Genomic DNA, 17,574 nt, shown 5'->3' on the forward strand with positions numbered 1-17,574 from the left:
GGGATGGACTGACCTCTGGTGTATCTGTTGGTGATCAACACCATGGCAGAGTAGCCAAGTCGGGAAGGGATAAACGCTGAAGGCATCTAAGCGTGAAGCCCCCCTCAAGATGAGATATCCCATCGCAAGAGTAAGACCCCTTGAAGACGACGAGGTAGATAGGGCAGAGGTGGAAGCATGGCAACATGTGCAGCTGACTGTCACTAATAGGTCGAGGGCTTAACCAGGTTGGTTTAGGTAAGAGGAAGAACGGATGAAAGATATATAACAATGTGTGGTTTTGAGGGTATGTGTAAATATCTTCAATAAGGTTTGGCCTGGTGGCTCAGTTGGTTAGAGCGCCGCCCTGTCACGGCGGAGGTCGTGGGTTCGAGTCCCATCCGGGTCGTTTTACAACTAAATTTTGATTATGGGATCTTAGCTCAGCTGGGAGAGCATCTGCCTTACAAGCAGAGGGTCATAGGTTCGAGCCCTATAGGTCCCATTCCGTATGCAAACCGCATTTGGATAGTTGTGCCGATGTGGCTCAATTGGCAGAGCAGCTGATTTGTAATCAGCAGGTTATCGGTTCGAGTCCGATCATCGGCTTGCAATAAAAATTAAATTATGGATGGGTTCCCGAGTGGCCAAAGGGGGCAGACTGTAAATCTGTTACGACACGTTTCGATGGTTCGAATCCATCTCCATCCATTTGGTGATTAAAATATCAATCACTGCATATAATACAATATAATTTAATAGCGCGGGGTGGAGCAGTCTGGAAGCTCGTCGGGCTCATAACCCGAAGGTCGTAGGTTCAAATCCTGCCCCCGCAATTTTTATGCGCATTATTAGTGAAATCTTACGAAAGCGTGCATAGGCCCAGATAGCTCAGTTGGTAGAGCAGTGGACTGAAAATCCACGTGTCGCTGGTTCGATTCCGGCTTTGGGCATATGGGATACTAGCTCAGGTGGTAGAGCACTTGACTTTTAATCAAGTTGTCCGGGGTTCGAATCCCCGGTGTCTCAGGACAAGCCTTGAAACAGAAATGTTTCAGGGCTTTTTATATTGTCCGAAGATCATATTACTCATCGAATTCTACGATTACGTAATAACCCCGATCATTATGTTTTACTTCTTTTACAATCCCTTTATCAGATTTTATGCGGTCTCTTCCAGAGTAACAGCCAGACATGGCCACAGCTGGATCGATAATGTAACTGTAGCTGCTGGCGCCTTCTCGTTCAATGACGTGAACTTCATCATTTGCCTTTACCAGACCAGGACGCTCCATTTTAAACTCGATTAACCTCATAGTAATCTTCCTCTCTTTCTTTTTTACTCAAAATACTATTATAGCTTCCGGAGAAAAAATTGTAAAGAAGGGATAAGGATGATATACTTACACAAGTGTATATTAATAGCACCAGAAGAGGATAGTATAGTGAGAGAAAGACCAAGATTATTAGAGAGATTAATAGATTATAGCAAATCTGATTTTTATCCATTTCATATGCCTGGGCATAAGAGGCAGCATAGGAGTGACGGGGTAAGAAATTTCCCTAATCCATTTTCTATAGATATTACGGAGATTGAGGGATTTGATAATCTTCATCGGCCGGAGGGCATTTTAAAGGATTCTTTGGAGTGGGCGGCTGAGGTTTATGGTGCAGATAAAACTTATTATCTTGTGAATGGGAGTAGCTGTGGGATATTAAGTGCGATTAGTGCAGCGGTATCAAACAGAGGCAAGATTTTAATGAGCAGGAATTGCCATAAGTCAGCATTTCATGGAGTTTTCCTCAAACAGTTGGAAGCAAAATATATTTATCCACAAATGGTACCGGATTTGGGGCTGCAAGGTGGAATACTGGCTGAGGATGTCGAAGAATTGTTGAAAACAAGTCCAGAGGTCGAGGCAGTGCTTGTGGTATCCCCAACTTATGACGGTGTTGTTTCAGATATTAAGGCGATTGCTGAAGTGGTTCATAGGTTTGGTATACCGTTAATTGTGGATGAAGCCCATGGGGCGCATTTTACATTTGGTAGGGTGGATGAATTTCCGGTGTCTGCATTGGAATTAGGTGCTGATGTTGTGATTCAGAGTCTTCATAAGACGCTTCCCTCCTTGACGCAGACTGCTATTTTACATGTCAGGAGAGGGTATATTGATTTAGACAGACTTGATCGCTATATTCATATGTATCAGACTAGCAGCCCGTCCTATGTATTTATGGCTAGTATAGAGAATTGCATTGTTTACATGGATGGTGAGGGAAGAGAGAAGCTGGGTGAATTTTCTGAGTCTTTGATTAGAATGCGAAGTCGGTTAGAAGGGATGAAGCATTTAACGCTGCTTTCGGATGAAATTATTGGGCAGTATGGTGTTTATGATATGGACCGGTCAAAAGTGATTGTGTCTACAAGAAATACTGGATGGTCAGGGAACCAATTAAGCGATTTGCTGCGGGAAGAGTATCATTTGGAAATGGAAATGTGCGGGGCAGACTATGTGACGGCCATAACAACCTTAGAGGATACTGAGGAAGGGCTTCAGAGGCTTTGCAGTGCATTGCTTGAGTTGGATGATCAATATGGAGCTACAGCTGGTTTGGGAAGCATTTCTTTGCAGGAAGATGGGAAAATGGCAGGGCAGAGTGATACTGGTAGTGTGCTTCTTGGTATTACGATTGAGGAAGACTGCAGATATCCCATTTTTGAAGCAATGGATGGCAGACGTCAAAAAATGAAGATTTCAGAGGCAATAGGTAGAGTGTCGGCTGAATTCGTTTATTTGTATCCACCAGGGATTCCGATTGTTGTACCGGGCGAAGTTCTGACAGGTGATTTAGTGGAACTGATTATGAAATTTAAGGATTTAGGGCTTCCGGTTCAGGGAATGGAAGATGAGGCGGCAGAAGAAATATTTGTTTTAGAAGAAATGTAGGTACTACATTTTCTATGAGATATGATCAATGAATTGGAGCAAATGAAGATGGGAAAGATATTTTACGTGATGGGGAAGAGCGCTTCTGGTAAGGATACTATTTATAAGCGGTTACTGGAAATGCAGCCCCAGCTGAAACAGGTTGTTTTATATACCACCAGACCGATTCGGGAGGGGGAAAAAGACGGGAAAGAATATTATTTTACCTCTGAGGACAGGTTGATGCAGTTGCGGGAAGAAGGTAAGATCATTGAAGAGAGGACATATCAGTCTGTTTTGGGTCCGTGGACTTATTTTACGGTTGACGATGGACAGATTGATGTGAATAATGATGACAGCTATCTGATGATTGGTACCTTGGAATCCTATGAGAAAACAAGGAATTATTATGGAGCTGGTATCATGGTTCCTATTTATATTGAAGTGGAAGACAGGAAACGTCTGTTGAGGGCCCTTGATAGGGAAGATAAACAGAAAGAGCCTAAATATGCAGAGCTTTGCAGACGGTATTTGGCTGATGAAGAGGATTTTAAAGAAGATAATTTAATTCGATGCGGAATTAAGCGAAGATTCTTGAATGATGATTTGGAAATGTGTCTTAGAGATATTTTGGAGGTCGTAAGGGGTAAGGTAGTTCATGCTTTGGATGGGCTTGGATAGTTAGGATTAGAGATAAGGATAGAAATAGAGATAAGATAGAAATAGAAATAGAAATAGAAATAGAGATAGAAATACAGATACAGATATAGATACAGATTGCTAATTAGCCATGTTTCGGTGAGATGAAAGGTATCGTAATAATTATATAAATACAACATAGAAAAAGTCCTTGGGTAGATGCGATCTTTACTTATCCAAGGACTTGTTTTTATTTATAGACTTGTTTATCTATTTATTATTTATTAATTTATTTATAGAGTGAGATGTGAAAGAAGGGCTGATATAAGATAAAATTTTTCGTAATTAAAATTATTGATAACAAAAATGGTACATAATTAGAGTGATATCAATTGTAAAGATTCAGAAGCAGAATGAGAAAAGCAAAGTATTTTAACATATTATTATAATATCAAAATGAGATTTCAAAGACGGCGCCTTGTTCCTGATTGTAAGCTGTGATTTTACCGTTTAACAATTCTGCGGCTGATTTGGCAATGGCAAGGCCAAGGCCGAAGTTGCCATTTTTACCTTTATAAAAGCGGTCAAAGATAAACGGAATGTCGGTTTCGGGGATTCCATCTCCGTCATCGGATATTTTCAGACTGATGGTTTCTGCTGTTTTCTCCAGGGATATTGTTACGTTCTTTTTCGCGTAACGGAGGCAATTGGATACAATGTTCATTACGGCCTGGGAAAGGAGCATATCGTCGATCTGAACCATTACATCATACTCTGGGAGGTGCAGCTCTATGGTCTTGTTTGTTTTGGCGGACAGGCCCATAAGGCGCTGGGTATAATCTTTTAATAGGTGACAGAGATTTACTTCTTCCCACTGAGGCTTATAGGTGCCGCTTTCATATCTTGATAGGGTCAGGAGTTCACTTACTAATTCGTTTAGGCGGATGCTTTCTCGCTTTATGATTTGTGCTGCTTCTTTTGTATCGGGGAATATTCCGCTTTCTATCCCTTCTGCATAGCCTTGGATGGACATGAGCGGTGTTCTTAGCTCGTGTGAGGCATTTTGCAGGAAGGTTTTTTGGTTTCTATCGTAGGCCTCTAATCTTCCTACCATGAGGCTTATATTTTCGTATAGCTGCTTGAATTCTATTGTATCCTGGGGGCTGGTAAAATGGCTGGCGTCGAAGTTTCCCTGGCCAATTTCTAAGGAGAGGCTGCTAAGTTTTGTTATGGGGTTTGTTATGTGGGCGGCGATTCTTTCGGATAAATATATGGCAATCAGGATCCCTAGAAGCATGATAACGACCAGGATTTGGTTGACCGCAGCCAGGTATTTATTAATGTGTTCTGTTGGGAGGGCAAATACGGCTATCATATTGCTTAGATCATCACTGTTCATGGTATATGCAATGGTAAAGTACTTTTTTCCATTTACGGGTATGGTATAGACCGTTCTTTCTTTCATCTGGTCTATTTTCGGGGAAATGACGTTTAGAAAGGCGGTTTGAGATGAGGTGAGTTTTGTTTTTGCCGGGAATACCGGGGCTGAATTGATATCCAGCAAATAAAAATCCATTCCCTGTGAAAAATGAGAGGATTTGAGAGCTGAAAGGATATTTCGGGCCATTTCCAGGGCTCTTTTTTCGGTGGGGGTGCCTCCGTCTGTCTCCAGCTCGCTTTTTATTACTTTTTCTACTGCGTGGATCGTGGCTTTTAATTCATTTTTGGCAGATGCATTTAAGTAAATGCGGAGAGATATGTTAAATAGTACCAGGGTTGCAAGTGGAATCAGTATGAGCAGGATAAGAAAGGGTCTTCGAATCTTATTTTTTATACTCTTCATGGGTATCTCCTAATTCCAGACGGAAGCCATAGCCCCAGACTGACTGAATTTTAACATCGGCTTCTGCAGTGACCAGTTTTTTTCGAAGCCTTTTTATGACATCATCGGTGGCTCTTGTATCCGCTTCGAAGTCGAATTTCCATACATACTTTAGCAGGTCCTCTCTTGATACGGCCTGATCTTTTCGCTCTAATAAGTAGACCATGAGGGCAAATTCGGTTGGGGTGATATCAAGTGGCTTTCCTTCAACGGAAAATTCTCTTTTATTTACATCAACTTTTATATTTCCATAGGTGTATATTTCTCCTTTGTAGCTGCCACGGTCTAAGTCCATTCTGCGAAAAAGGGCTTTCACTCTTGTTACCAGCTCCATGGGAGAAAATGGTTTTGTCAGATAATCATCAGAGCCAAGGGTAATTCCTGCGATACGGTCTGTTTCGCTGTCTCTGGCAGAGACAATGATAATTAGGGTGTTACTTCGTTTGCGGATCTCGCTGCAAAGAACCAGTCCGTCTGTGCCAGGCATCATTATATCAAGTATGACCATATCAGAGGGGGATTTATCAAAGGCCGATAATAATTTGTCTCCATCAGGAAATGTCTGGACTTCGTAGTCCTCTGCAGCCAGAAAAAGTTGTATCAAATCTCTTATGGGCTGTTCATCATCTGCAAGGTAAATTTTCTTTTTTTCCATCGATACCCCATCCTTTCGGCTGTTTTTTGTATTTTATCATTTTCTTACTTTAAATGATATAGCTGCCACTATTTTGCCACAGTTTCACCTTTGAAACGCGTATGGGATTGGTAGTATTCTTTGAGGCAGAGAAGGAAATCAGTTGCGTAGCGATCATGATTTCACTCATTGGATCATGCCAACAATGGAAAGGAGATTTATTATGAAAAAATCATTGAAACCGGTCACATCCTTATTAGTCACAGCCATGCTCATTACTGGCAGTTTAACCGTTCCGGCTCAGGCAGCGCAGGCCCCCAGTACCACGAAAAAGGTAGTGAGCAGCCAGGTTGCAGGGAATACAACAGCTGCTAAAGCAGGAAGTACGGGTACTGGAACAACAGAGAACTCAAAGACAGCAGCAGGGGCAAAAAGCACAGAGACAGCTAAGACTGGCGCAGCAGCAAAGAGTACAGAGGCAGCTAAAACTGGAGCGGCAGCAAAGAGTACAGAGGCGGCTAAGACTTCAGCGGAAGTAAAGACCACACAAGCGGCAGCTGATGCGGCAAAGACTGTTAAAAAGGATGCAAAGAAGGCTGGTAAGAAAGCAGCTGTTAAAAAAGCAAATAAGAAAGCCAGCGCAAAGAAACATAAAAAGACAGCAGTTAAAAAAACACATAAAGCTAAAACAGTAAAAGCAAATAAGAAAAAAGCTGGTAAGGTTCGTAATGTTACGGCAAAAACTCATAAAGCAAAAACACATAAGGCAAAAACATCTAAAAAAGCAGTTGCTAAAAATACAAAAGCAGTGAAAAAGCAAAAGGCAGCAGCGCAGATAAGTAATTCAAAAGCTAAAACCGTAAATAGTACGGTACAGACTGGCAATACTTCTGCTAAAGCAGGAACAGCTGTAAACCAGACTGGTAATGCATCTGCTAAAACAGGAACAGCTGTAAATCAGACTGGTAATGCATCTGCTAAAGCAGGAACAACTGTAAACCAGACTGGAAATGCATCTGCTAAAACAGGAACAGCAGGTACTCAGGCAGGAAAAACAACGGATGCATCAACAAGTGCAACTAAGAAGTAATAAAAGAATAATGATACGAAAAGGATAAGGGCTTATGGATGAATGGCTCCTTATCCTTTTTTTGTGTTTTATATTTATATGCTGAACTTATCTATTCCTCATAAACCTGCTGAGATCCTTCTATGGTGTCTCTTAAGTATTTCTGTATCCATTGGCAGGCACCTTGTTTATCTCTATCGTTTAGGTATCTCTGAAGGTGTATGATATGGCCGTATAAAGCCTGAATGCCATATAGCTTACAGAAACGTACCCATAAAACAATACATACTTCCTTAAAGGAAGAGTAAATCAGGGTAAGGACTGTGTTTCCGGCATAATAAGCCAGGTCGTGGTGATATTGAAAGGCGATCTGGGCTGCTTTTTGTATGGAATCTGTGCTTTTCAGCTTTTTTGCGGTTAATTCCAGATGGTGAATGGCCTCTGGGGTGGCAGTATCAATGACGAGGCCGGCAGCAAGCTGTTCCAGGGCAGTTCGTATTTCAAGGATTGCGCGGATACCGGCTTTATCCAGTTTGTTGCCACGGTATTCTAATAATGCGATTAAGGTCTGCAGATTACCATTGCGGCTGAAATCGGCTACGTAGGTACCTTGTCTGGGCAGCACTTCTAAAAATCCTTTTCTTCTTAATTCGTTGATTCCCCCATTTACAACGGCACGGCTGACTTTCATCTGTTCTGCCATTTCTCGCTCCGGCGGCATCTTGCTTCCAACAGGAAGTTCTCCGGATAATATCTTTTCTTCTATTTGCTGAACAAACAAATCCTTTAGTGATGGTGCAGTTATTTTTGAAAACTCCATATGATTTCCTCCTTGGCACTGGTTATACCAGATACCATAGTGGAATTTTACAACATAGTAGTGGTAAAATCAAGATGAAAGTTAATGAAATGTATAGAAATAACGGGAAAAGTTGACTTGAATTGTGCAAAAAGGTATAATGTTAAAATCATAACATATTCTGGTATAACCAGAAATTTTCTAAGGAGGGGTTACCCATGGGGGATTTCAGAGTTCTGGAAGTTAAGCAGAGTATTTTTGCAGATAACGACCGAAGAGCGGATCAATTGAGATCAGAGTTAAAATCAAAAGGGCTGTTTTTACTTAATCTGATGTCATCGCCTGGTGCCGGAAAGACAACTACACTGACAAGGACGATCAGTGGATTGAAAGATCAGCTTCAAATAGGTGTTATGGAGGCGGACATTGACTCAGATGTAGATGCCAGGAGTATTTCAAAGCTTGGGGTCAAGACGATTCAGCTTCATACGGGGGGAATGTGTCACCTGGATGCAGAAATGACGGCTCAGGGCCTTTTGGGGCTGGAGACAGACGGGCTGGATCTGTCGATTCTTGAAAATGTGGGTAATCTTGTTTGCCCGGCGGAGTTTGATACTGGGGCAGTAAAGAATGCCATGATATTAAGCGTGCCGGAGGGACATGATAAACCGCTTAAGTACCCGTTAATGTTTTCTATATGTGATGTGGTTCTGATTAATAAGATTGATGTTCTGCCCTTTTTTGACTTTGATTTAGAAGCGTGTAAATCTGGCATATTAATGAGAAATCCAAAGGCTAAGATCATTCCCATTTCTGCTCGTACCGGGGAGGGGATGGAAGAGTGGACTCAGTGGTTGGAAGCTGAGGTGAAGAAGTGGCAGCAGCAATGATGAAATGTAATTGGGAATTGTTTTCGCAATAAATAAAATTTTTGTATTTTCTATAAGAATTTATAGTTTTTAAAAATAAAAAGGAGTAGAAAATGGATGAAGGTAGAGCATTAATCTTAAAATTGGGGCAGAAGATTACAGACCGAATGGGGCATAAGGTCACAGTGGAGGATGCGGAGTACTGGGGGCTTGCCGGGTCTATTACAGATGAGATGGCTGAAGTGGCATTGGCTATGAAGGTGAGAAAGCCGATGTCAGCCAAAGAGGTGGCAAAGAGATGCAAAAAAGATTTAAGCAGGACAGAAGCGTTGCTTCAGGAGATGAGTGTGATTGGATTCATCGAGTATAACTGGGAGAATCGGGATCATCACAAACAGTACATACTTCCCATGTTCGTGCCAGGGTGTGCGGAATTTATGAATATGAACAAGGAACATGTGGAGTCTCACCCGGAAGTTGCGAAACTATTTAATGAGATGTCACGTCTTCCTCTGGAAAAGGTAACCCCTATGGTTCCCCTGGGAGGAGGAGGAATCGGAATGCATGTAATTCCTGTGGAAAAGGCCATTTCCACGGAGCAGAAGTCTTTGAGTATAGAGCATATTTCCCACTGGGTGAAGAAGTATAAGGGAAAATATGCGGTAGGGGCTTGTTCCTGCCGCCGTTCCAGACGGATTTTAGGAGAGGGCTGCGGTCACCTGGAAGATGAGATGTGCATCGGTGTGGGGGATATGGCGGATTATCTGGTGGAAACCAACAAAGGACGTTATATTGACGAAGCAAAGGTGATGGAGATTCTTAAGCGTGCGGAGGACAATGGGCTGGTTCACCAGATTACAAATATTGATGGAGAGGATAAGATATTTGCTATCTGCAATTGCTGTGTCTGTTCCTGCTATGCTCTTCGGACCTCTCAGCTATTTAATACGCCTAATATGTCACGGTCGGCATATATTGCCAAGGTGGATGGAGATAAATGTGTGGCTTGCGGACAGTGCGTGGAGTATTGTCCGTCAGGGGCTGTAAAGCTTGGTCAGAAGTTGTGCACTAAGGATGGTTTGGTGGAGTATCCAAGACAGGAGCTTCCGGATTCTGTAAAATGGGGACCTGAGAAATGGAATGAAAATTACCGGGATGACAATCAGATCAATTGTTATGATACGGGAACAGCGCCCTGTAAGACGAAATGTCCGGCACATATTGGGGTTCAGGGATACATAAAGATGGCTTCTCAGGGGCGATATGAAGAGGCTTTAAAGCTGATTAAGAAAGACAATCCATTTCCGGCTATCTGCGGCAGTATCTGTAATCGAAGGTGTGAAGAGGCCTGCACAAGAGGTACCATCGATCAGGCAGTTGCCATTGATGAAGTAAAGAAATTTATAGCAATGCTGGAGCTTTCTAACGAGAAACGCTATATCCCTCCTATGGTGAATCAGATTGGGAAGCCTTATCCTCAAAAGATAGCAGTCATCGGAGCTGGACCCGCGGGTATGACCTGTGCATTTTTCCTGGCTCAGAAAGGATATCCGGTCACTGTGTTTGAAAAGAATCAAAGGCCGGGAGGTATGCTTACTTATGGAATTCCGAAATTCAGGCTGGAAAAAGACGTGTTGGAGGCTGAAATTGATGTGCTTCGCCAGATGGGAGTGGAATTTCAGTGCGGGGTAGAGATTGGTAAGGATGTGACTATCGAGGAACTTCGGAAAAAGGAGTATAAGGCATTTTATCTTGCCATTGGGTGTCAGGGGGGAAGAAAGGTCAATATTCCAGGGGAAGATGCTAAGGGAGTTTTTACTGGGGTGGAATTTTTACATATGAGTAACAGCCGGAAAGACATTACTTTACCGGGACGGACGGTGGTAATCGGCGGAGGCAATGTGGCGGTGGACGTGGCCCGCAGCTCGGTTCGTGCAGGCTCTTCTTCTGTATCCATGTACTGTCTGGAGGACCGCCTGACAATGCCCGCGGCAAAAGAAGAAGTGGAGGAAGCTCTGGAGGAAGGGATTGAAATCCATAATAGTTGGGGGCCCAAGGAAATAATAATAGAAGATGGAAGTGTAAAAGGAATTGTGCTTCAAAAATGTATTTCGGTCACCGATTGTGATGGAAGATTTCATCCCCAGTATGATGAGATGAACTGCATTACAGTAGAATGTAAACATGTTTTAATTAGCGTTGGACAGAGTATCATTTGGGGTGATTTATTACATGGAAGTAAGGTTGAGCTGGCAGGTGGGGGCCGTGCAGCGGCGGATTCTTTGACGTATCAAACAGCACAGCCGGATGTATTTGTGGGAGGTGATGTATTTACAGGGCCAAGGTTTGCTATTGATGCCATTGCAGCAGGCAAAGAGGGGGCTGTTTCCATTCATCGGTTTGTTCATGAAGGGCAGAGTCTTATCATTGGAAGGAACCGCAGGGAGTTTATTGAACTTAATAAGGAAAATCTGGTGATTCCAAGGGAGCGTGTAAGCTGCTTTCGCAGGCAGGAAGCAGGGAATGTATCTGGTGTTGATCCGAAGACTACCTTTGATGATACCAGACTTCCATTGACGGAGGAACAGGTGAAGGCAGAGACAACCAGGTGTCTGGGCTGCGGTGCCTCGGTGGTGGATCGTAACCGGTGCATTGGATGTGGTGTCTGCACCACAAAGTGTGAATTTGATGCCATCCATTTATTTAGAGAGTTACCAGAGGCTAGTAGAATGGTAAAGAGTGAGGATAAGGTGAAGATGGTACTGCCATATGCATTGAAACGGCAGATTCGGATTATCCGCAATAAGAACCGGTCCGTGTAAGAACTGGAAAAAAAGAAGGTGCAGTTATGCATGAATTAGGATTGGTCACTCATATCGTCCAGACGGTTGAGGAGATATCCAGGGAGGAACAGGTTAAAAAGGTGTCCTCAGTCACGCTGGAGCTTGGGGAAGTCAGCGGTGTGATTCCTGATTATCTCATGGACTGCTGGAAATATTTTCGGGTGAAATCTCAGTTTTTAGAGGAAGCAGAGCTAAGGATTCTTGAAATTCCGGCAGTGACGGTATGTGAGGACTGCAAGGAGACGTATTCTACGTTGAAGTTTAAAAAGGTATGTCCCCATTGCGGAAGTGAAGCTACACATCTGATAACGGGAAATGAGTTTATTATTAAAGAAATAGAAGCGTGTTCATAAGGAGGATTAAGTATGTTTGTTTTTACAGAAGGTGTTCCTGCAATATTGGTTTTACTGGTGTGGGTAGGTGTGTTTCTTTCTTTATTTGCAGCCAATGAAGTGAGCCGGCGGTTTAAATGGGTGGGATTTGGGTGTTTTGTTGTACTTCCAATTATTTTAACGGTTCTTTGGCTGACGGTGTTACGGGATACTTCCTATATGGATTGGTTCCATCTGGCTAAGGTTTATTCTTCTACGGCTGGCTGCATTGGTTTTTGGTGCATTCGTCATATTAAGAAGCTGCGCCATAATAAAATCGCACTTTGCTTTCCGCCTTTAATCCTGGCTATTAATATTATGGAAGCCTGTATCAGGGATTTTGAAGTTTCTCAGTATGTAACGCCGGTCATGGAATACATGAACAACCAGGTTCAGTATTACATAGGCGGACCGTGGAATGTGATGAATGGAATTGCTGGGCTTTTAAATATCATTACAATAACGGGATGGTTTGGTATCTGCATTCGGAAAATTACAAGCAAGGATAAAAGCCAGGATATGCTTTGGCCGGATATGCTGTGGTTCTGGATCATTGCCTATGATTTATGGAATTTTGCTTATACCTATAACTGTCTGCCTACCCATGCTTGGTATTGTGGATTTGCACTTTTACTTGCACCCACAATTTGTGCATTTACCTTAGGCAAGGGAGCCTGGCTTCAGCATCGTGCTCAGACGCTGGCACTTTGGTGTATGTTTGCACAGACATTTCCGGCATTTCAGGATGCCAGTAAGTTTTTAGTTCATTCTGGTTCCAGTAAGAATATAGCAGAGGCTGCTATTAGAGAAGGGTTGCTTGCATCTGATGGGTATACGGTTTTAGCTGGTTCTGGCATCTATCAGGTGGCTGGGGCAGCACCAAATACTACCTTTATGTTTGTAATGAGCTTGTTGGCTCTTCTGGCTAATATAGGGGTGTTTGGTTATATGATTTACAGAATCGTTAAAACAAAGAAAAATCCATATACAGGGGAACTTTATGGGGATCTTAGGAAGTATAAAGAGGTTAAGGTTCTGGCTGAATCATAAGGGTTTGATTACGTCTGGGAGCGGTTTTATGGCTCTCAGACTTTTTTTGTGTAATAGAAAAACATATTAAGATGGAATATAATTTCATAAGGCGGATGGCTTTGTGAAAGTTTGTGAGAGAATCTATCATGATATATGAGAAGAGAGGTACATTTGCGATTGGTAATACTTTAATCCTTGATTGTTGTTGGAACTTTTGGTATATTATTCTGAGACATTTGAACTATATTTATGTAAAGTGTACAGGTGTTAGTTTGGGATCTTGAGGTGCGGCAGAATGAAGATTATGGGGAAATCACCGGGTTACAAAAAGAGCAGATTTTTCAGAAACATGTTTTTTTCTTATTGTATTATTATACTGCTTAGTTTTATCGTGTATTCAGCAGTCATTTCCTATGAATCTATGAAGGTGAAAAAGGAACAGACGGCTGCTTATTATAATGCAAAAATTCAGACCTTTGCCAATGCCATGGATCAGCAGATTTTTAGTGCGCAGAGAATTGTATCTGATTTAAACACTTCATCATTGATTAATAAGCTTTACGTTACGGTACAAATGGGTCAGCCCATTGATTCTTATCTCCTTTATCAGGTGTTAAGTGATATCCGGCTGCAAAAGACGGCAGGTGATAATTTTAATATTTATGATATTGCTCTTATGTTAAATCAATATGATAAGATTTATACTGGCAATGAAGTGATTCGTCTTCCGGAGAAGCTGAATTTATCTAATGTTGAGGTTACGCCTCTTAGCTTGCAGGACTTAAATTCAATGCTGGGAATGAAGAATGACCAGTTGATTTTTTATAAGAAGTATTTTATCTACACCAGCAAATATAAATATGGGTCAGGCTCCACCAGAGGGATTATCTGTGTTCTGTTTGAAGACAAGAAAATCACCAATCTGTTGGATTCCTTAACAGGGGATGATACTGGCCTTGTCATGTATTATAATGGGGCGCCTGTGTTAGAAAAGGGGAGCCTTAAGGGGAGTGTATTTCGGCAGGCTTCTCGGGCGGATCGTAATATTTCCTATGAAATTTATGCATCATCGGATAAGATCTCCTTTGGTATCCGGGATATCTCCTTTTATGCCTTGCTTTTTGGGTTTATTATCTTTGCTTTTTATGCGTTTCTGGCATATTCATTTGCTTATCGGTATGCGTCTCCCTTTGAACGGATTCGTCAGGTCATGGGGAAAGGCAAAAGAGAGGAAAAGAATGAAGGGGAACGGATTGTTGAGGATGTAGAACATCTTCTTGGGGAACGAAATGATTACATGGAACAGGTTCATACCATTTCTCCCTATGCCAGTCAGGGGATCTTATATAGTTTGATATCAGGGGATTTTGATAAGGAAGGAATGAACCAGGGAGGGTTAAAGAATTTCTTTGAGTTTAAGAAGATGTTCTTTTTGGCAGCTGTTATTGATATCTGGGATAAGAATCATAATAAGAATCTGGTGAAGGAAGCAAAGCAGTTGATTAAACGTCTGGCAGCAGAGGAAGTTGACAGTGATTATAAAATCTTATGCTATGAAAAGGATCGAAGGCATCTGTTCTTAATTCTTAACAGCGATAAGGGTGAGCTTTTAGAGGATAAGCTGTATGATATTTTTGAACGGATCAGAAAAGAAGTGCCGGATACTGTGGTGCTGACCGTGGGAGCGGATGATGTAAGGGAAGAATTTGAGGAACTGAATGCTTCCTGTGACCGGGCGATTATGACTCTGGACCGGATTTTATGGGAGGACAGAGGAAGCGTTTATTTCTACGATGCAGAGCTTGAGTTTTCTTTAACTTATTATTTCCCTAAAAATCCGGTGAAATCACTCATTAAAGCGGTGAAGGAAAAGGACCGGGGAGAGATTGAAGCTTTCTTTCAGGAGATTCAGGAAAAAAATGAACAGGAAAGTGATCATTCTGTGACGGCCAACCAGCTTCTTCTAAGTGAGCTTTATGTTACGGTAGGAAAGGTGCTTCAGATTTCCAGAGAATTTTACGGAATCCCGTTTCGGAAGATGGAAAAGTGTCCGGATTATATGACCATTGAGGAAGTGATTTCGTATTATAAAGGGATTATTTATGGGATGCTTTCAGAGGCGGAGGAAAAGAATGATTCTCAGGAGGAGCTTCCTGGGCTTGATGGGGAGCTGATTGAGTACATCAACCAAAATGACAGGAATCCAGATCTTTCTCTGGCACAGATTGCGGATCATTTTTCGGTCAGCTGCAAGTATGTAACGTCTCTGGTAAAAAAGAGGTTTGGGGTAACTTATTTAAAATATGTTCAGGAGCGCCGGGTGGAGTATGCGGTGCATCTTCTTAAGACAACGGATTTATCATTAGAGAGAATCGCAGAGGAATGCGGGTATACCAACATGCTTACGTTCCGAAGAAACTTTAAGGCGATAATGGAACAGAACCCAAGTGATTATCGAATGGGGCAGGATGGACTAGAATTGTAGGGGGATGAATCAAAAAAAGACGGTATTTTACCAGTCTTTTTTTGATTCATTCATTTTTTTTAGTCAAAAACGTCGTGAATAAAGTGAAACTATACAAATTATAGTGCAATGTGTACAATTTCCTTATCAATATTGCTAAGGGAAGGGGAACGAAAAATGAATACGAAGAAGAGCAAGTCACTGGTTTCGTATATAAAAAGAGATAAGTACCTGCTATTAATGTTTGCACCTGTTTTGATTTATTTCCTGGTATTTTCTTATTTACCTATGACAGGTCTGGTAATGGCATTTAAGCAATACAAGCCGGGGGGAGGTATGGCTGGTATTTTTTCAGGGGAATTCGTAGGGCTGAAATGGTTCATTCAGTTTTTTAATTCGCCTTATGCGTTTCGTCTGGTAAGGAATACGTTTTTATTATCATTCTATTCTTTGATCTTTGGGTTTCCGATTCCGATTTTGTTTGCGGTGTGCATCACTCAGATCAGAAGTAAAACCTTGCAGAGAGGTGCTCAGGTCATTACCTATCTTCCATACTTTATCTCTACTGTGGTTGTGTGCGGTATGATCACCAACTTCTTATCTCCATCCAGTGGAATTGTAAATCAGCTGATCGTAAAAGCTGGAGGCAGTGCCATTAACTTTATGGGGGAAGCAAGATGGTTTCGGGGTATCTATGTAATATCTGGTTCCTGGCAGACCTTTGGATTTAACTCTATTATCTTTGTGGCAGCTATTATGGGAATTGGTCCTGAGTTATATGAAGCTATGAAGGTGGATGGAGCGACGAAGGTTCAGACCATTCGTTATCTTGTTCTTCCAAGTATTAAGCCAACCATCGTGCTGCTTCTTATTATGTCACTTGGAAATTTACTCAATGTAGGCTTTGAAAAGGTTTACCTGCTTTACAATTCCGGACTTTATGAGACAGCGGATGTTATTTCTACTTATGTATACCGTCAGGGTATTGATAATCAAAATTACAGCTATGCAACTGCGGTTGGTCTGTTTAATTCTCTCATTGGATTTGCAATTGTATTCCTGGCAAACCGTTTGAGTAAGAAAATGACGGATACATCTATTTGGTAAGGAGAAGAGATATGGAACAAAAAAGTGCATGGGTGGAATTTAAAAATGAATGTCTTGCGGATAAGCTTTTTGATGTCCTTGTCTTTTTGCTGATCGTTTTGGCTGTCGGTGTGACATTTTATCCCTTTATGTATGTAGTCAGTATTTCCTTAAGCTCAGGAGCGGCAGTAAATAAAGGGCTGGTAATGCTGTTTCCCGTAGATTTTAATTTAAGTACTTACAAAATGGTTATGAATTATAAGGACCTTTGGGTTTCTTATGGAAATACCTTTTACTATACCTTTGTGGGAACCTTTTTAAACATTGTGTTTACCTGCTTGGCGGCGTATCCGCTGTCAAGAAAGCGGTTCTTCCTTCGGAAAAAGATGAATTTTCTTTTGGCATTTACCATGTATTTTTCCGGCGGACTGATACCAACCTATGTGGTAGTTACCGGCCTTGGACTTTATAACAGCCGTCTTGCCATGATACTTCCGGTTCTTGTCAGCGCTTACAATGTTATGATCTGCCGGTCGGCCTTTGAATCCATTTCAGAGGAGCTGTTTGAAAGTGCTTATCTGGAAGGGGCCAATGATCTTCATGTGCTTTACAAAATCGCAATTCCCTTAATTAAGCCTACCTTGGCCGTGTTAACTCTTTATTATGCGGTTGCGCGCTATAATGACTTCTTCAGCGCACTCCTTTACATTGGAAAGCAGAATTTACAGCCGCTTCAGTTATTTTTAAGAAGAATCCTGTTAATGGCATCTTCTGAAATCATGCAGTCTTCTGGAAGTGCTACGGCCGCCAGTGCTGCGGCTCAGTCAACCATTCAGATCCGGTATGTGTGCATTGTTTTATCCATGGTTCCAATCCTATGCCTCACACCGTTTATACAGAAGTATTTAGTCAAAGGAACCATGCTTGGTGCAGTTAAGGGTTAATCTAACCTTGATGAAATAATATATAATGGAGGGTAA

General features: G+C 41.9%; 14 protein-coding genes, 7 tRNA genes and 1 rRNA gene. 18 read left to right on the forward strand and 4 right to left on the reverse strand.

The window, feature by feature from the left end; translation table 11 throughout:
* From T546_RS0116295 to T546_RS0116330, 8 genes are all read left to right on the forward strand, one after another.
* Positions 1 to 227, forward strand: a 23S ribosomal RNA gene (locus tag T546_RS0116295); the annotation flags it as partial.
* A gap of 87 nt (positions 228 to 314) precedes the next feature.
* A tRNA-Asp gene (locus T546_RS0116300) sits at positions 315 to 388 on the forward strand.
* A 23-nt stretch (positions 389 to 411) separates the two neighbouring features.
* A tRNA-Val gene (locus T546_RS0116305) sits at positions 412 to 484 on the forward strand.
* A 31-nt stretch (positions 485 to 515) separates the two neighbouring features.
* A tRNA-Thr gene (locus tag T546_RS0116310) sits at positions 516 to 588 on the forward strand.
* 20 nt (positions 589 to 608) lie between these two features.
* A tRNA-Tyr gene (locus tag T546_RS0116315) sits at positions 609 to 690 on the forward strand.
* A 51-nt stretch (positions 691 to 741) separates the two neighbouring features.
* A tRNA-Met gene (locus T546_RS0116320) sits at positions 742 to 815 on the forward strand.
* A gap of 44 nt (positions 816 to 859) precedes the next feature.
* Positions 860 to 932 (forward strand) — tRNA-Phe (locus T546_RS0116325).
* Positions 933 to 935: 3 nt separating this feature from the next.
* Positions 936 to 1,008: transfer RNA gene (locus T546_RS0116330), tRNA-Lys, on the forward strand.
* A 56-nt stretch (positions 1,009 to 1,064) separates the two neighbouring features.
* Here the strand turns inward: T546_RS0116330 and T546_RS0116335 are convergent.
* Positions 1,065 to 1,295: a hypothetical protein gene (locus T546_RS0116335; protein ID WP_026892543.1), complete on the reverse strand. Its 231-nt coding sequence runs from the start codon at positions 1,293 to 1,295 to the stop codon at positions 1,065 to 1,067.
* A 129-nt stretch (positions 1,296 to 1,424) separates the two neighbouring features.
* Here T546_RS0116335 and T546_RS0116340 point away from each other — a divergent pair, with 129 nt between their 5' ends.
* Positions 1,425 to 2,927, forward strand: coding sequence for an aminotransferase class I/II-fold pyridoxal phosphate-dependent enzyme (locus T546_RS0116340; protein ID WP_026892544.1), 1,503 nt, complete (start codon positions 1,425 to 1,427; stop codon positions 2,925 to 2,927).
* Positions 2,928 to 2,975: 48 nt separating this feature from the next.
* Complete coding sequence (locus tag T546_RS0116345; protein ID WP_026892545.1) at positions 2,976 to 3,587, forward strand: guanylate kinase; 612 nt, start codon at positions 2,976 to 2,978, stop codon at positions 3,585 to 3,587.
* A gap of 409 nt (positions 3,588 to 3,996) precedes the next feature.
* On the opposite strand, the gene T546_RS23790 is transcribed toward T546_RS0116345, so the two are convergent.
* Positions 3,997 to 5,388, reverse strand: coding sequence for a HAMP domain-containing sensor histidine kinase (locus tag T546_RS23790; protein WP_051629910.1), 1,392 nt, complete (start codon positions 5,386 to 5,388; stop codon positions 3,997 to 3,999).
* Positions 5,369 to 6,082: a response regulator transcription factor gene (locus T546_RS0116355; RefSeq protein WP_026892546.1), complete on the reverse strand. Its 714-nt coding sequence runs from the start codon at positions 6,080 to 6,082 to the stop codon at positions 5,369 to 5,371. Before T546_RS0116355 ends, T546_RS23790 begins: the two co-directional genes overlap by 20 nt.
* A gap of 202 nt (positions 6,083 to 6,284) precedes the next feature.
* Here T546_RS0116355 and T546_RS24710 point away from each other — a divergent pair, with 202 nt between their 5' ends.
* Positions 6,285 to 7,151 (forward strand): hypothetical protein, encoded by an 867-nt coding sequence (locus T546_RS24710; RefSeq protein ID WP_051629911.1) that lies wholly within the window; start codon positions 6,285 to 6,287, stop codon positions 7,149 to 7,151.
* A gap of 91 nt (positions 7,152 to 7,242) precedes the next feature.
* Here T546_RS24710 and T546_RS0116365 read toward each other — a convergent pair whose 3' ends face one another.
* Positions 7,243 to 7,950, reverse strand: a complete 708-nt coding sequence (locus tag T546_RS0116365; protein ID WP_026892547.1) for a FadR/GntR family transcriptional regulator — start codon at positions 7,948 to 7,950, stop codon at positions 7,243 to 7,245.
* 197 nt (positions 7,951 to 8,147) lie between these two features.
* On the opposite strand from T546_RS0116365, the gene hypB reads away from it, so the two are divergent.
* From hypB to T546_RS0116400, 7 genes are all read left to right on the forward strand, one after another.
* Positions 8,148 to 8,819 carry a hydrogenase nickel incorporation protein HypB gene (hypB, locus tag T546_RS0116370; RefSeq protein WP_026892548.1) on the forward strand — a complete coding sequence of 224 codons (672 nt, stop codon included), beginning with the start codon at positions 8,148 to 8,150 and terminating at the stop codon, positions 8,817 to 8,819.
* Positions 8,820 to 8,911: 92 nt separating this feature from the next.
* Positions 8,912 to 11,620: an FAD-dependent oxidoreductase gene (locus tag T546_RS0116375; protein WP_026892549.1), complete on the forward strand. Its 2,709-nt coding sequence runs from the start codon at positions 8,912 to 8,914 to the stop codon at positions 11,618 to 11,620.
* A 26-nt stretch (positions 11,621 to 11,646) separates the two neighbouring features.
* Positions 11,647 to 11,994, forward strand: a complete 348-nt coding sequence (locus tag T546_RS0116380) for a hydrogenase maturation nickel metallochaperone HypA (RefSeq protein ID WP_026892550.1) — start codon at positions 11,647 to 11,649, stop codon at positions 11,992 to 11,994.
* A 12-nt stretch (positions 11,995 to 12,006) separates the two neighbouring features.
* Positions 12,007 to 13,062 carry a DUF5692 family protein gene (locus T546_RS0116385; RefSeq protein ID WP_026892551.1) on the forward strand — a complete coding sequence of 352 codons (1,056 nt, stop codon included), beginning with the start codon at positions 12,007 to 12,009 and terminating at the stop codon, positions 13,060 to 13,062.
* A gap of 403 nt (positions 13,063 to 13,465) precedes the next feature.
* Complete coding sequence (locus T546_RS0116390; RefSeq protein WP_166429828.1) at positions 13,466 to 15,529, forward strand: helix-turn-helix domain-containing protein; 2,064 nt, start codon at positions 13,466 to 13,468, stop codon at positions 15,527 to 15,529.
* Positions 15,530 to 15,685: 156 nt separating this feature from the next.
* Positions 15,686 to 16,615 carry an ABC transporter permease gene (locus T546_RS0116395; protein WP_026892553.1) on the forward strand — a complete coding sequence of 310 codons (930 nt, stop codon included), beginning with the start codon at positions 15,686 to 15,688 and terminating at the stop codon, positions 16,613 to 16,615.
* Positions 16,616 to 16,626: 11 nt separating this feature from the next.
* Positions 16,627 to 17,538: a carbohydrate ABC transporter permease gene (locus tag T546_RS0116400; RefSeq protein ID WP_051629913.1), complete on the forward strand. Its 912-nt coding sequence runs from the start codon at positions 16,627 to 16,629 to the stop codon at positions 17,536 to 17,538.
* Positions 17,539 to 17,574 lie beyond the last annotated feature (36 nt).

Origin of the sequence: [Clostridium] aerotolerans DSM 5434, assembly GCF_000687555.1 — a bacterium.
Classification (GTDB): domain Bacteria; phylum Bacillota; class Clostridia; order Lachnospirales; family Lachnospiraceae; genus Lacrimispora; species Lacrimispora aerotolerans.

Bases quoted from the DNA above. Each gene is read 5' to 3' on its own strand.
- T546_RS0116375 (WP_026892549.1), top strand. From the start codon at position 8,912: ATGGATGAAGGTAGAGCATTAATCTTAAAATTGGGGCAGAAGATTACA.
- T546_RS0116395 (WP_026892553.1), top strand. From the start codon at position 15,686: ATGAATACGAAGAAGAGCAAGTCACTGGTTTCGTATATAAAAAGAGAT.
- T546_RS0116390 (WP_166429828.1), top strand. From the start codon at position 13,466: ATGAAGGTGAAAAAGGAACAGACGGCTGCTTATTATAATGCAAAAATT.
- T546_RS0116365 (WP_026892547.1), bottom strand. From the start codon at position 7,950: ATGGAGTTTTCAAAAATAACTGCACCATCACTAAAGGATTTGTTTGTT.
- T546_RS0116335 (WP_026892543.1), bottom strand. From the start codon at position 1,295: ATGAGGTTAATCGAGTTTAAAATGGAGCGTCCTGGTCTGGTAAAGGCA.
- T546_RS0116380 (WP_026892550.1), top strand. From the start codon at position 11,647: ATGCATGAATTAGGATTGGTCACTCATATCGTCCAGACGGTTGAGGAG.
- T546_RS0116355 (WP_026892546.1), bottom strand. From the start codon at position 6,082: ATGGAAAAAAAGAAAATTTACCTTGCAGATGATGAACAGCCCATAAGA.
- hypB (WP_026892548.1), top strand. From the start codon at position 8,148: ATGGGGGATTTCAGAGTTCTGGAAGTTAAGCAGAGTATTTTTGCAGAT.
- T546_RS24710 (WP_051629911.1), top strand. From the start codon at position 6,285: ATGAAAAAATCATTGAAACCGGTCACATCCTTATTAGTCACAGCCATG.
- T546_RS0116345 (WP_026892545.1), top strand. From the start codon at position 2,976: ATGGGAAAGATATTTTACGTGATGGGGAAGAGCGCTTCTGGTAAGGAT.
- T546_RS23790 (WP_051629910.1), bottom strand. From the start codon at position 5,388: ATGAAGAGTATAAAAAATAAGATTCGAAGACCCTTTCTTATCCTGCTC.
- T546_RS0116385 (WP_026892551.1), top strand. From the start codon at position 12,007: ATGTTTGTTTTTACAGAAGGTGTTCCTGCAATATTGGTTTTACTGGTG.
- T546_RS0116400 (WP_051629913.1), top strand. From the start codon at position 16,627: ATGGAACAAAAAAGTGCATGGGTGGAATTTAAAAATGAATGTCTTGCG.